This window comes from Aureisphaera galaxeae (genome assembly GCF_028561275.1).
GTDB lineage: Bacteria > Bacteroidota > Bacteroidia > Flavobacteriales > Flavobacteriaceae > Aureisphaera > Aureisphaera galaxeae.
In genome coordinates this window covers 302209-317944 of record NZ_JAQQTF010000018.1, presented here as the reverse complement: position 1 = coordinate 317944, position 15736 = coordinate 302209, and the positions used below count along the sequence as shown (strand labels likewise).

Here is a 15736-nt window from a genome sequence, read left to right as displayed (position 1 = left end):
CAATACAACCACGACGCTCCATGGAGCGTCGTGGTTGTATTGTTGAGGGAAGGCCTTTAAAAGTGTTCTTTTAGCGAAGCTTTACTGTTGTGAAGCAAAGTTACAAAGGGGAGATAGCGTGGGGAATCTTGTTTCTAGTTCTACTCAAAATATTTCATTAGAATATTTTCAATTTTATCGGATTGAACAACAATGAGATTATTTTCTTTTCGCCAAACTTTAAAAGTTGGATTTGAGTATAATGTATCATTATCGTATATAATAGCATATTGATAAGTCCCGACACCTAACGAATAATTCGCACTTTTGTTCCCCTTTCTAAACATCTTAATTATCGTATCAAATTCGTTCAAATCATCAAAAGAAAGAATAACTTTAGTTTTTGTAATGCCCTCCTTTCGATTAAAAAATTGATCCAAGTTATCTCCATTAATAATATCATCATCGTATTTTTCAGAACTAAACTTTAAAACTTCAATTTCTAAGTTCCTTTCTGTCTTCTGACTGCAAGAATCTATGATTATGGATATCCCAACAAGTAATAGAATGTAAGTTACGTTTTTCATTATTCAAATTTTGGACTTATCGATGTTGGACTTTCCACATTATACCTTTGAATTCCGTAATTGGATCTTTTGTCTTCTCCCAATTTTTCATTTACCTGATTTGACAAGGTAGTAGTATATTGTTCTTCTCTATTAGTAAAACTTAGATCTCCATGAGTCGATGAAATAATCTTCCCTGCGGTTGAAGTATCTTTTTTTCTGTCTAAATAGTTTTCGTTGTCGAAATTATTGTTATAACTATGGATAATCTCATGTCCCAATACCGAGGTAGGTGAATTATAGCCAGTATTACTCTTATCTACTATTTTTGATGCATCTTTAATAAAAGCTACTCCTTGCCTTGAAACAAACTCAATTTCATTAGTAGATGGATTGTATCTTGAGCCATTTTCTTCCGATCCCTCAATTATTGTCACGGTAATATTTTCATCATTAATTATTGTATCTAGGATACTCGGAGATTCCGATTGGCATTCATCACCTCCTATACAAACATTCAAAGCTCCAGTGGAATATAACCGATCCAATGCGATATAAGTATCGCGTTCAAAATCATTTTCTATAGCGTCATAATCTCTATTTTCATCGTATTCATAGTATTCATCACCAATTTTCACCCTTTTTCCGTCAGGATCAATGAAGAAAACAGGATTATTCATTGTATAATTATATGGGGACCATCGAACATAATCATCAGCTAAAGGATCAATATTCATCCAGCGCCCTAAATCAGCCTGATAATTTCTGGCCCCATAGTCATACCATTCCAATCCCATTTCGGAGTTCAACTCCTTGCTGTTGTATTTGTAGTTTTGTGCTAATGCGTTTCCTTGACTTGAGATATTGGTATTATACCCCTTCTGTTTTAATCCAAAAGGGTAGTAGTTGGATTCCTCTATGATCTCGGTACTAGGATCTATGATGCCATCCAAGTTGGTGTCGGAGTAGGAGAGACGTATGTTACCCAAATGGTCCTTGTATTGATACACAAACTCGTAAGTGCCTGTAGCCGTGGGCTGGAGATAGCCTTCGGGATGGTTCAGAAACTGAAGTGCCATCACCCCTATCTGCTCGTAGTCTGAGTACATATAGCTGCCGGCATATGCGGTTGTCTTGGTATCGATCCCTACATCATACACTTTCTTCTCTAACTTGATCCCGGTAGCATCATAGGTATACACGATCTTTTTGTTAGGATTATTGTTGAAAGTGATCGTAGTGGGTAAGTTCAAATGGTTGTACGTAATGCTTGTAATATCCTTGTTGGAGTCGGTTAGCATATTCCCATTAATGTCGTAAGTATAGGTGGCAGTGGCACCATTGACAACGGTAAATCCTTCGTTGTTAAGGGCATCTGTGCTAGCATCGGTAACTCTAGCCAATCGATTACTATTTGTATCGTATGTGTATTGTAAATTGTCCCACAAACCATTTGCCTGTCCATTATCGTCCCATCCATTGCGTTGTAAGGATAGCAGATTACCGTTTTTATCGTAATCGATTCCAAATACGTTATGGTCGTTGACTAAGGCCAAGGTTCCTGAAGTAGCTCCCTGATATGAAGTGCCTTCTAGAATGCGATTCAAATCATCGTATTCGTAGATATAACTTCTAATGTCGATATTGGTATTTTTCGTTTTCCACAGAGTCTGTGAGATATTGCCGTTATAGAGCGGCGTTATCGTTGCTACCTCCGGATTGTTATAGGCAATACGGAAGTTAAAAAGATCGGTACTTCTAGGGGCCGCATCAACATTGTTAATATCAGTAAGCCAACCACGTACATTGTAGGTGTAATCTATTCGTTGTAAGGGATTGTTTATAGTTGTGGTATAGAGCTGTAGATCCCTTATGGAGGTGCCTACAGTATGCATACCTACATCTCCTACCATATTGGGTAAAGGAGCGGTTGGGGTATGCCTATAGACTTCTACATTATTTTGGTAAAAGACAATGGTATTTCCTTCTCGTTCTATTTTGAAGCGGTCACCATTTTGATAGGCCGTTTGAGGAAAGTTGTTGTCATAACTTCCTTCCCTTCGAATTTTGTATTTGCCGTTCCAGGATAAAAAGTAGAAGGCGTATTCCATATCCCCGGGGCCATAGTTTTGTTGTAGGTCGTTTAAACCTACCGCGAACCATTTGTTGTCTGAATTTACCGTAAAAGCGATCCCACCGTCATCATCCAATTGTCCTTTGGTGTTTAGACCAGCATCCCAAGCATTCCCTCTGGAATTTTTGGTAATTATATCGTCTTCGGTAATTGCTACATTTTGATCGTTGGTAAACCCACTATCAAAGAGCTCTCCTCCCACTTTTTTATCTACCAATTGTCCCAGATCGTCATAAACATGATTGCTTATGAGTTGCCAAGAAGTATCATCAATTTGTTGCATGTGGGTTAAGGGGCGAAGCATATGGTCGTAGGTAAAGTAATCTTTGGTTATGATCGCATCATTCCCAGATTTTGTGTGCGCCTGGCGGCTTTTTATTATGTTGCCGGTATGATTCAGTTGCAACCAAATCACATCGGTCGTAGCCAATGTTTGGCTATGGGAAGTGGTATAAACAACCCTTCTTTTTTCATCATAACCAGTGAGCGTAGTGGTCCATTCATTGGTTCCCAATGTTCTTACTTTACGTACGGTGGGTAGGCTATGTAAACTCGTAAGTATAGTAGCTCCGTAAAGGGTTGCTGGCGGTAATGTAACTCCAGTATGATCTGCGTAACTATCATAATAATCTACAGTGAGTATGTCTAGTGAAGCCGTAGGATACCCTGCGACATTGTAATAAAGTAATGTTCCATTTACTGAGGTTGCAGAAGTCGTTCTAGTAACGTGTAGGGGGTTTGCACTAATGTTTGCGGCATTTTGATGATAGGTCCTAGAACGGTTACTTGTAAATATCCCAGTGTATGCAATCCTACCCAAGGCATCGTACTTGGTAAAAAGCCATTCATTATCCAATCGTTGCTTGGCATCTTGTGTAAGGATGGGACGATCTTGTCTGTCATACACCATGTATTCCCATCCTTTACCTGCGATCTTTTTCTCTATAACACGGTTGCGCTCGTCATACTTGTATTGGTAACCTAACTCATCCAAGATGCTTTGATAGTTACTGGCCAAAGCATTTTCTGAAATAATCTTGTCCGAACCTTCTGGGGAGATTACAAAAGCTAGGGTGCCATAGTCATCATAGATATAATAGGTATCCAATTTTTGTGGCGATTTACCGTCGATAGAGTTTTTTAGGTGATTCCTCTTTAGGATAAGTTGCCCCATTTTATTTTTATACTCTATGGTGGTTTTTTTGAGACCATCGACGGGTTGCCAGTTTTCATCTTTTACAATAGAAGCATAAAGGGTGTTAGCGGGATAATAGCCATGATATTGAAGATTCGTGCCTGCTGCAAAACCCTGGCTAAAGGTAAAGTGATGTACTTCGTCAGTATTATTTACACTGTATTCATATTTTATGGTATGATCGGTATCACTATTCTTATCGACTCTCCAATCCAATCCTGGGGCACCTTGTTCCAACACACGATGCAAAGGGGAGTTTTCATAGAGCTTTTCGGTATATGGGTTGTTGAAACTCAATCCGGGAGGTGATGAGGTGTCGAAGTCCTTTGGGAATTTAGAGGCGTAGTAACCCTTGAGTTCGGTTACAATGGTACCCGAAACAGGGGTATAAAAGTTTCCATTGTTCAGGGATTTGCTTAAGGGCAGGTATTCTTTTGATTGTCTTCCGTAGCCATCATACGACATATGGGTAATGAGGTCTTGCTTGTTTCCTCCCCCCCTTTCCGAAATGGATTGTATGGGTTTTCCCAAACCATCGTAATACATAATGGTCTCTATTTTGGCTTCTTCCGTAACATTTTCATCGGAAGTAGGGGTACTATAGCTCGTACTTTTTATATAGTTTTCCGTAGGTGTTTGTGCTCCTAGTATAGAAGAGACACAAAGGAAAATGATCGTGATTATTTGCTTGTTCATCTTCTATTAGTTTTTATAGTTATACTCGTTTGTGCTTATCAGATTTCCGTCCGCATCTTTTATTTCTTCGAGTCGATGCAAATCGTCATAATAGTAGTAGACAGCGTAGCCTGTAGGGTCCGTTATAGAAGACACCCCTTTTAAAGGTTGATACGTATAACTGGTTACTAAGGCATTGGGCAGCACATTTCGAAGGGTTTGCAGTGCGGTTAAGAGCGGCAGTTCTCCAAGGGTTTGCGTATTATTAGAGGCGGATTGTATGTCTGCGATAAGTGAGGCAGGAATGGACGCATACGTACTGTTTTCAATTTTGGCCACCGGATATTGCTCATTATACCCCCAGATGTAGGCGACGGGTATGCCATCCTTGTTTTTAGCTTCGACCATATTGCCATTGGAAAAGACAAAAGAGGTCGTTTCTTCATAGATGTTAGGAATATAATTGTAAGGATTTGTTGCTGTATTTGCTCCTTTGTTATATCGATAGGTTTTGGAAATATTTCCATTGGAATCATATACAAAGTACTGTCCATAAATGGTTGTATTTGCATGATCACTATGTACTGTTTTGCTTATAGGGTAAGCCGATGGAAGTCCAACCATTGCTGGCTCATTAGTATAGTGGTGTGGGTAGGTGTAATCTATGGTGATGACTTCTCCGTTCGGATGGTTTTCAGGATACGTTACCACCCCTGCGAGTGCTGCACGAATTTGCTTGGCGGTGCTGGTTTCTTGGGTGGTGAGTACTAAGTCATTGTCGTATTGATAGGTTTTTATCGTCGTAAAAGGCCGTAAACTGCCCTCTTTTTCTAGAAACTCGGTCGATGCTATTAACGAGGGCTTTTGTATTCTATTCCCAGTATATTGACTACTCAGTTTATTTCCATACCCAAACAATGAGCCTTCAGGATTAGTAGGATTTGTTTGATCATAACAAACCATGGGTCCAAGAATATTCCAACGGACTTGTTCTTGAGTACCTACTGTGCTGTATTCATAGGAATCTACTTTCACAAGGTCATTCCCTCTGTAGTAGCGTTGCTCCTTTATAAGCGCATCATATTTTTTAAAATTGAGATTTCTTAGGTAGATGTGTTCTTCGGTATGGGAGTCACTACCATCGAAACTGGTAATGGTTACATTTTCATAAAAATATCCTGGTTTGTATACATCAGATGCTGCTATAAAACTAGAGTAGAATGAATGCGATTCTCCTTCATGTTTTGTTGTATAGTGGTAGTGTTCTATATTATCGGTACCATTGAGCCCTTGGTAGGTATACGTCTTTTTGTTGTATGATGCACTGTCTCCATCTAGATCGATAATTTCTTTTATGCGCAGTCCCCCCATATATTTATCACCTATGGCATTGGGCTCATAGGTAAACTCGGTGCTCCCGCCTAATGGGTATTCTATTTTATTAAGGACTCCGTTTTGTATAAAGGCCGTATCCAAAGTACGGTCTCCCGTATGGTTGGCAGGGTATGAACCTTGGTTGATGTTATCAAAAAATGTTTGCATGGATCCCGAGTAGGGAACCAAGGAGTGGTTATTTACCTTACCATTGTTGTATCCAAAAAAATCTTTCCCATATGAGAATTTTGCAGGTAAGTCCCCCGAGTCATAATAGAATTTATGAGGTGGTTTTGCGACTCCATTATGTCCATACTCTTGGATTTCCTGTAGTCGTAGCCGAGCATCTCCATTGAAAATACCGTAGGAGAAACGGTATTCTTTTTGGTTACCGGTAAGACGATCATTTATTACGATTTTATCCAATTGTCGCTTCCAAAAAGGGCTGTCTTCCACATTAGTCCCGCTATAGAAAAAATCTACGATTATAGCATCGGTCGTGATTTTCTTAATAAGCTGCGAGGTATAATCATATGCAGTATTTGTTGAACTTATTTTAGCATCGGTAATGGTAGGAGCTTGAGGAACACAATTACCATAGGCCGTTAGATGATGTGATACAGGTTGGGTAGAGCTATAAGTTACGTTTACCTCTTCGTATTCAAAAGAAATGGTTTTATTGTTTTTGGTGGTAATGCTGGAAAGCATCCATCCCGTAATAGTGTTTCGATCCCAGTCATAACCATCATAGTTTACGGCTCCAGATGCTGAGGTGCTTACATAGGTGTTCATGTTCCCGCTTTTTTCCAAATAACCCGTAAAACTGTATGAGTTTCCATGTATGTCTGTAGCATCCATGCTGGTGGATCCGAAGTTAATGGTCACATTGTCCTTATAGGCTTTTAAGGTGGTTCCGTCGGGTTTCAGGATGAAATCTCCTGCATGTCCGGCAAAATTATATGAGAATTCGTCTGGATTATGATCACGTCTTCTCACTTCTCCTACATTTGACCCTTCTCCGCCACTCATTGCCTGTTGCCACCACCAGTCGGTAATTGCATTGTCAAAATACCAACTGTCGGGAAGAGGTCCATAATCATTACTGAGCCATCCATCTACATCGTCTGGTTTGTTTTTTACGGTTCTGAAGATCCCGCCACCGGCAGAAAGGGTCCATTTAAGACCCACAGAGGAAGCCAGTTCGTCCACCTGTACACCCGATGCATGATAGGAGAGCCCAATTGGGATCGAAACTCCATCTTCTTCAATAGTATAAATAGGAATGGATATAGTAGGCAATCCCGTAGCTGTGCTTACGGGAATATTTCCATATTGCGTAAAGCTTGCAGCATTGGGAGTCTCTGGAAGCTCTAGATTGTTGTGGTCTATGTAATAGGTTTCTGGCCCGTCATTGGGAATCTGTGCGTAGAAAACACAGGGCAGTACTAAAAATAGCAGGAGGATCTTTTTCATAAAGATTTCTTTTTACATCAATTAAAATTTCAAAGACAAATGTTGACCTAAAACTGAAACCCCACAATAGGTTCTAAATAGCCGAAAGGATTCATTTGATAGACGTACGTGACGATTCAGTAAGTGTTTTTTGGACCACGAAAGAACGATAACTTGTACACCATTCATGAATACCCATATATTTCCCTTAATTCCTACCCCCATAATTGTTAAATTCGCGCATGCTTAGAGCTTTTGTGTGTTCTCTTATCTGTCTACTAATTATAGGCTGCAATCCTATTACAGAAAATGTAACTACTGCGAACCAGGTTGTTACATTGCACAATAAGGCTCAAAAAGCGCAGGGCGATTCCATTTACCAATACTTGAAACAAGCCGAGCTACTAATGAGGAAAGACGCTCAGTTTGAAATGGATTCCCTTAGCATGGAGAACTATTTTTTATTGGGAGAGCATTTCAGCACAAAACAAAAGAATGATAGCGCATTCTATTATTATTTTAAGAGTACTCAAGCGATCGATACCATTTCGAATCAAAGGGAAGTGGATATATATTATGCTACCTACTACAAATTAAAAGCCCTATCAAAATTTGGCGATTGTTATGCCCTCGCATCCGAATTTGAAAAGAAGATTCCACCTAGAAGCTGGAAATATTTTGTGTATGCATCATTCTTCCGGGAAAACATTGCAAAAAGCGAAAAGAAGTTCGAAATAGCACTGAATCACAATAAAGACAGACTAGGATTTCTGAATAAAATAGATGAAACCAAAATTCATGGATCTGCCTTAATCTCCAGGGCCGATATTTATTACTACCTAAAGAAGAAAGAAAGAACCTACGCCATTTTAGACTCCCTCATTTTACAGGAGCAAAAATTAGACAGGAATTTTAAAAGGCAGCTCTACGGGAATTACGCCGTTTACATGTATTTCGATAACCAATTTGAAGAATCACTTCGATTCAATCAAAAAGCGCTAGAGAATATAAGGGCTCATGCGGCACCTGATTTCGAAAAGAATACGTCCCTTGCTACTGCTTACGCCAATATAGCCGAAATACATATTGAACTTAAAAATTATGAACTCGCCCAAAAATATATTGACTCCATATACCGTATTGGTTTCGAAAAGATCAGTAGAAAAATTGTGCGCAGCACATTAAATTATCAATTGCGCCTGCAATCCCTAAGTGGAAAAATTGATATGTCCAATAACAGACTTTTGGATTCCATTTTTAACTATCAGGACCGATTGTATCAGAAAAAGTACAATGAAGAACTCATTGCCCTTAAGATTGAAACTGAAAAGAAAGAAAAAATAGCGGCCGAACGGCAAGCGACGGAGATCAGGAATATCCAACTGAGGAACCGAATGATCGTGCTTTCAATCCTATTGCTCTTAATCATAACCATTGGGACCATGTTCTTTTTTATTAGAAAGTACAGGACCGAGAAAAAGCATCTTTATTTACAACAACGGTTGTTGCGGGCCCAAATGAGTCCACATTTTATGTTCAACACGTTGTCTTCTATTCACAATCTGATGTCGGCCAATACCGAAAAAGCCTCCAAATACCTTTTGAAGTTTTCGGGACTGTTGCGCTTGGTTTTGGAAAATTCGCTGGTGAACTATGTTGATATTGATAGTGAATTGGATTCCATAAAACAATATCTAGAATTGCAGTTACTTAGATTTCCCGATAGGTTTACCTATGAAATTGCCACGCATGACCTTTCTCCGGAAAGTAATTACTCCATTCCTCCCATGCTTTTACAACCCTTTGTTGAAAATGCGATTGAGCACGGGTTTTCAGGAATCGATTATCCTGGAAAAATTCAAATTTCAATGACGAAAAAGAATAAATATCTGCAGTGTGTTATCGAAGACAATGGGAGGGGCATTCAGGACAGTAAAGATACCAGCAAGAGGTCCATTTCTACTGAACTTATCTCAGAGTTTTTGGAGAAAACGACAGGTGCTAACGTTGAAATAAGCCCGAAAAATGGGGATAATTTAGGCGGCCCTGGAGTTGTTGTTTCATTTCTCATTCCTTATAAAATCAATTAATTCGCTATGAAGAGAGCAATTATTATAGACGACGAAGAATATCTGCGAGTACAGATTCGCGAGAAATTAGAAAAACATTTTGGCGAGGAAATCCTTGTAATTGGCGAAGCGGCGACGGTAAAAAACGGGGTGAAGATCATTCAATCTATGAAACCGGATTTGTTGCTTTTGGATATCCAACTTGCCGATGGAACGGGGTTCGATATCCTATCGCAACTGGGGCATAAAGATTTCCAACTTATTTTCATTACGGCTTTCGATCATGAAGCCATAAAGGCCATTAAAGTAGGAGCTTTAGATTATGTATTGAAGCCTATTGATGACGATGATTTTATCGCCGCTATAGGGAAAACCATTCAGGAACACAGATCGACAATAGAAATGCACGATCATATCGAAGCTTCTCAGATTCATTTTAAGGGATTGGAGCGAAAAAGGATTGTTCTTAAAACGACCTCAACGTACTATACGCTTTTAGAAGATGATATTATCTATTGCAAGGCGGATGGAAGTTATACCCACGTGTATGCGGTAAACGAGGAAAGCATTATGGTGTCCAAAACGCTGAAGATGGTCGAAGAACTTCTTTCGGAAGGACAGTTTGTACGTTGTCACAACTCCTATATTGTGAACAAAGACCATATTGTAAAGTACAAGGTGAATGGTACCCTTATAACTAGCTCTGGGGATAAAATTCCTGTTTCCAGTAGAAAAAAAGACTCATTTATAAAAAGAATCTTCGGTTAAACACATCTGCCAAATAAATACGTGCACCTACAAATTAGAAACCAACGACTATCAAAACCCGTATACAAATTTCATTGTAAACCCATTATTTTACCCTTTAAAATTTAAAATTGAATTAATGAAAAAATTATTTCCCCTAGTACTACTCGCTTTTTTTGCAGTATTTATTTCCTGTGAATCCGAAACCCTAGAAACACCCGAGTCGCAACAAGTCGATATGGTTTATGAATTATCCAGCGACTCACAGAATAGAACGGCATCGGACCTGCTTCAACATAGACTTCAATGGACCTCTTTTCTTTGTGCAAGAGTGTTATTGGATCACCCTGAACTGCGCGGTGATCTTGAAACCCATATAGATGCCAACGGAAATGTCGTCTTGGAAGAACTCCTTGAAGAAGGTATTGGTTGGACAAACCCCTTTAGGGATAAATTTATATACTACCTTTCTCTCTACATCAATATCGGTGATGGCCACCCGGACACACAAGAAGATTCACCTGGATTTCCAGTTATTCCAACGGGTGGAAATCAATTCGTCAGTTTAACGTTAGAAGAAAAAATCGATATATTCATGGATTATGTTCTAAATGAAAACTGTGTCGAGATTTATGTTCCAAATGCATTGTTTTCTGCTGGGGATACAGATAAAATAATCTCTACAGCGCATCCATTAACTACAAGTCAATTTAGTGTTGGACTAATGCGTATAACATGTATCGGAACTGAATTCTGTGCGACCAGAATCTCTTTCCCTAGAAACCTTGAAACAGACAATATTTTAATAGCAAGACCAGTTAGGGATTTGTCAGATAGCAATTGCGATTATTCGGAATATTCCCGTATCAACTTTAGAAATTTCTACAATCAGCATTAAATCTGGATCGTATAGAATAATTAACCAATCTTACTTAATAAAATAAAAACAAAGGGATCTATTTAGATGGTCCCTAAGGAATTTTCTTATGAATAAATTTTTCACATTTTTAATTCTACTGGCTCTTTATTTACCCGTTCATCAAAGTTTAGGGCAATCCGAATGGACACAAATTACTGATCATCCATCGAATGGAATAGAGCGCTCATTTAGTTTTGTAATAGACGAAATACTATATGTAGGTGGAGGGAGAGCATCAAACAATATAAATTCAAACGAAGTTTGGGCATATGATATTGAAACCGACAACTGGAGTCAAAAAGCAGATTTTCCTGGACAAGCAAGGAGAAACGCTTTTTCGTTTCGGGCTGGAGGCAATGGTTATATGGGCTCTGGATACAATGGAACCGAAACATTATCCGATTTTTGGAGATACGACCCACAAAGTGACTCTTGGACTTATTTAGGCAATTTCCCTGGAGGTGGCAGGAACTTTGCCGTTTCCATATCGGGAGAAAATCGCGCTTATGTTATGTCTGGTAGATTAAACAATGCTGTTCATTATAACGACCTTTGGGTATTTGATGCTGGATCGGAAACTTGGACAATGCTCGACAATTTTCCTGGTCCAGTAAGATGGCTGGCCTATGGATGGATGATAGAAGATACGATCTATATAGGGGCCGGTTGTGATCTTGACACCTGTGCCTTTGACGATCTATATGCTTATGACTTAACAACGGGAGTTTGGGAGGAGAAAGAACCCTGCCCTTCCGACAAAACAACAGGAGGGTTCTCATTCTCAATTCAGGATAAAGGATATTACGTGGAAGGCTCGACAGAAGCAACTTCAATATACGGAAACCAAATGTATGTGTATGATCCTAATACTGATAACTGGAGTGAAGAGGTCATGTTTCCGGGAGAAATAAGAGGTATGGGGTTTTGTGATGTCGTGGGTAACAAAGCGATACTTGGAACGGGGAGGAATTATGATTTGAATCAGTATTATAATAACGTTTATACTTTTTTGCCGGATGTATTGTCGATAGAAGAGTATGGGAAATCTAGTGAAGTGACCGTTTTTCCAAATCCGGTTTCGGACATAGCTTATTTTAATGTTAACCCGTCAAACGGTTCAGAAATAAAAAACATCCACATTTTTACGGCTAGTGGTAAAAAAGTTGCCACTCTTGCGAACAGGGATTTTTCCTTGGGAATTCCGATGGGCTCATATGCGCCTGGATTATATTTTTGTAAAGTTACTACTAAGGAAAATAAAACCTATTCAGGTAAATTTATTATAAAGAATTAATCATTTACAAAGCGCATACACCACATCTGCCAAACAGATTCGTGCACCTACAAATTAGCAACCAACGACTATCAAAACCCCTAAGGAAATTTCATTGTAAACCCATTATTTTACCCTTTAAAATTTAAAAATTGAATTAATGAAAAAATTATTTCCCCTAGTACTACTTGCCTTTTTTGCAGTATTTGTTTCCTGTGAATCCGAAACCTTAGAAACAGAGACAAATAGTTTGACTAGTAAAAATGTTGACCTAACAACCAAGAAAGAGAATAGGTTTTCTGCATCGGATACACTTCAACATAGACTTCAATGGACCTCATTTTTGTGCGCACAAGTATTATTGCACAATCATCAACTACGAGATGAATTTGAAACCCATATAGATGGCAAGGGAAGGGTGAGTCTCAAGGCACTTTTCGCTGTGGATATTGGTGAGGAAAACCACTTCAGAAATAAGTTTACAGATTATCTAAGTCACTATATTGAGTATGGTGATGGTCATCCGGATAGCCAGGAGGATACACCGGGTTTTCCAGTTGTTCCAGGGGGTGGAAACCAGTTTAGTCCCTTGACCGTAGCTGAAAGAGTGGATATATTCTTCGACTACATCCTAACCGAAAACTGTATCGAGATTTATGTTCCAAATACCCTATTTGATATAACAGATTTTGATAGAATTGTGTCGACAGCGCATCCATTAAGTAGAGTTTCAACCAACGATGGATTTAGACATATAATTTGCCGAAGTGCTGAATATTGTACTTTTACGGCAATAACCTTCCCAACCGATATTGAGACCAATAATATTCTTATTGCCAGACCTATTAGGGATTTGTCCGATAGTAACTGTAATTATTTGGAATATCCAGTTGCCGAATTCACTAATTTCTATAATCAACATTAAATCTGCATAATATCATGGAACCCCGCTTAATGCGGGGTTCTTTTTTACTTAGTATTCTATCCTTCTCTTCACAGCCAATACATCCTTCCCCACTTTATCGTTAACCCAAGAATTGGAAACGCTTGTTCCTATATGACATACGCTCGTCATTTTTTGCTTTAAAACCATAAAATCGTGCTATAAATTAGGATGCTAATAGGATGTCTCTTGTATATCCTAAAAAATGACTTAGTAACGAATACCGATTTTATCATGAAGAGAATCATTACCATTATTTGCGTTTGCCTTCTAGGAATTTTATCCCTACAAGCACAGCAACTGAAGCCCGTTGCCCGGGATATTGTAAACGAGAAGACCAAAGGAGTAACGTTTCAAGCGGTAAGTGATGTACTTACTGAAAATACAGCGCGTGTAGCGAGTCTGGACAACAAGTTTGTAGATCCCACCGGAGTAACTTATCTGAACTATGATTTTTCCAAACTCCCTACAGGAAGGAAAGTCATTACCCTAGAAATTCCCTTTAAGAAAGGCACCTTGAAACTCAATTTGATGGAATGGGAAGATAGATTCGATTACGTAGCGAAAACCGAATCTGGGAAAATGGTGGTGAATAATTCAAAACAACGCCATTACAGCGGTATCATCGAAGGCAACCATAATAGCTTGGTGGCCATCAGTTTTTTTGAAGATAATATCATGGGTATTATTTCGGATGAAACGACCAATTATGAAATTACCAAATCGAAAGAGCACGATGCCGTTCTCATATATGATGCGTCCAATGTAAAAAACCAGAGTAGTTTCGATTGCTCCTTCGACGATTCCCAAATAAAGCCAATCGATGCGGATGTTCTCTTGGGAAAGTCTCCCACAGCTCCTAGTGTATCGAAATGCGTGGATGTGTATTTTGAAACCGAAGTAGATATGTACAATGTTCTTGGAACCGAAAATGCAGTGGACAATTTTGTGAGGGGCTTATTTCACCAAGCGGCCATTGTGTATTATAATGAAGACATTGCCATTAGGCTGAGTGATGTGATGATATGGACGGTTACCGATCCTTATACGTTCAATTCTGCACACGATTTATTGATCCAATATGCAGCCGAAACGGGGTCATTTAATGGAGATATTGCCCAACTCCTTACCTTTCGGGGCGATGGGATTAATCTCGAAGGAGCTGCGGCAGGCGGACTTCCGTGTAATAATGAAATTGAGGAACGCAAATCTGTAGCGAAAATCCTCGACAATTACGCCCATAACGGAATTTCCCTGAGTCCTACACTTGCATTGGTTACCCACGAATTGGGTCATTTATTTGGGTCTCCACACACGAGAGCTTGTGCTTGGTATGGCACTGGCTCGGCCATAGACGGTTGTGGAGGTGTAGAAGGGTTTTGTGTAAATCCTGGAATACCACTCACAGGTTCTATCATGTCATATTGTGGTAATATTACCTTTGCCAATGGGTTTGGAGCGCAACCAGGGAATCTCATTCGTGATACAGTAGCTAATTCAAACTGCATTACAACGTGCAACATTGAATGTGACGAACCGTGTACCATTGACCCAGAAATCGAATATGTGAATTGGTTTACCAATTCCACCCCATGTAGTTATAAGTTTATTGGTAGCAATGCGGCTAGTCCCATGTGCGATGCCATTTATGATTACGAATGGCGTATCCAAGGATTAATTCCCCCCGCGAGCAATGATAAAGAATTTGTTTTCGATTTTTCCAATTGGGACAATGGCACATATGACATCACGCTAACCATGACATATTATGAAAGTACAGCGCGTGGCTGTTCTTTTGCCGAGGAAACCGTAGTGATTCCTTTTACACTTACCTGTGGAATTAACAACAATCCTACCTGCCCAACCAATAATTTTGTGATCAATGAAGTGGAGAACTGTTTGGATTATCAGATCACCATGTCCACCAATTCGGGGGTCGCTTCTATCGATTGGAGTTATGCTATCTGCGGATTAAGCGGGGAACAACCTATAGGAAATACTACGGGCCCTAACCACGCTACTTATTTTACCTTGCCGTCCGGCAATGATTATGACAACTGCTATCTATGGGTACATGCAGATATTAACCTTACCAATGGTCAAATATGTGAGAAGAGCCAGAGCATTTTGTTGAGCTGTTCTTCGGGTGATAGTAAATTGATTGCGCTAGTGCCTAATCCGACCGCAAATTCCTTTACGATTGTTAAAGGTTCTAAAGTGAAAGTAGATCGGATCATAGTGAAAAACCTACAGGGGATTACCGTGGAGTCCCGGGCTTCTCAATTGGAGCAAGAATTCGATCTATCCAAGCAACAGGCAGGAATGTATATTGTGGAGATCATCTTTGCCGACGGTTCTTCAGAAATTAAAAAATTACTTCTGAAGAAGTAAGAAATAGTACCGTAAGTTT

9 protein-coding genes are annotated in these 15736 nt (G+C 39.4%); 6 read left to right on the top strand and 3 right to left on the bottom strand.

The genetic code is table 11. The annotated features are described in order from the left end of the window. Window positions 1–140: 140 nt before the first annotated feature. From POV27_RS18485 to POV27_RS18475, 3 genes are read right to left on the bottom strand one after another with little or no spacing between them, the layout of a single operon-like run. Window positions 141–566, bottom strand: coding sequence for a hypothetical protein (locus tag POV27_RS18485; RefSeq protein WP_272864278.1), 426 nt, complete (start codon window positions 564–566; stop codon window positions 141–143). After that, window positions 566–4570 carry a DUF6443 domain-containing protein gene (locus POV27_RS18480; RefSeq protein ID WP_272864277.1) on the bottom strand — a complete coding sequence of 1335 codons (4005 nt, stop codon included), beginning with the start codon at window positions 4568–4570 and terminating at the stop codon, window positions 566–568. Before POV27_RS18480 ends, POV27_RS18485 begins: the two co-directional genes overlap by 1 nt. A 6-nt stretch (window positions 4571–4576) precedes the next feature. After that, window positions 4577–7396, bottom strand: a complete 2820-nt coding sequence (locus POV27_RS18475; protein WP_272864276.1) for an RHS repeat domain-containing protein — start codon at window positions 7394–7396, stop codon at window positions 4577–4579. 386 nt (window positions 7397–7782) lie between these two features. Between POV27_RS18475 and POV27_RS18470 the strand changes: the two genes are divergently transcribed. The 6 genes from POV27_RS18470 to POV27_RS18445 all read left to right on the top strand — a co-directional run bounded on the left by POV27_RS18470 (window position 7783) and on the right by POV27_RS18445 (window position 15717). After that, on the top strand, window positions 7783–9465 hold the full coding sequence (locus tag POV27_RS18470) for a histidine kinase (RefSeq protein ID WP_272864275.1): 1683 nt from the start codon (window positions 7783–7785) through the stop codon (window positions 9463–9465). Between the two features lie 6 nt (window positions 9466–9471). Continuing rightward, window positions 9472–10212: a LytR/AlgR family response regulator transcription factor gene (locus POV27_RS18465; protein ID WP_272864274.1), complete on the top strand. Its 741-nt coding sequence runs from the start codon at window positions 9472–9474 to the stop codon at window positions 10210–10212. A gap of 118 nt (window positions 10213–10330) precedes the next feature. Further along, window positions 10331–11089 carry a hypothetical protein gene (locus POV27_RS18460; protein ID WP_272864273.1) on the top strand — a complete coding sequence of 253 codons (759 nt, stop codon included), beginning with the start codon at window positions 10331–10333 and terminating at the stop codon, window positions 11087–11089. 88 nt (window positions 11090–11177) lie between these two features. Next, complete coding sequence (locus POV27_RS18455) at window positions 11178–12404, top strand: Kelch repeat-containing protein (RefSeq protein WP_272864272.1); 1227 nt, start codon at window positions 11178–11180, stop codon at window positions 12402–12404. A gap of 139 nt (window positions 12405–12543) precedes the next feature. Further along, a complete protein-coding gene (locus tag POV27_RS18450) occupies window positions 12544–13308 on the top strand; it encodes a hypothetical protein (protein WP_272864271.1) in 765 nt (254 codons plus the stop codon). A 252-nt stretch (window positions 13309–13560) separates the two neighbouring features. Further along, window positions 13561–15717, top strand: coding sequence for a zinc-dependent metalloprotease (locus POV27_RS18445; RefSeq protein ID WP_272864270.1), 2157 nt, complete (start codon window positions 13561–13563; stop codon window positions 15715–15717). The last annotated feature ends 19 nt before the right edge of the window (window positions 15718–15736 follow it).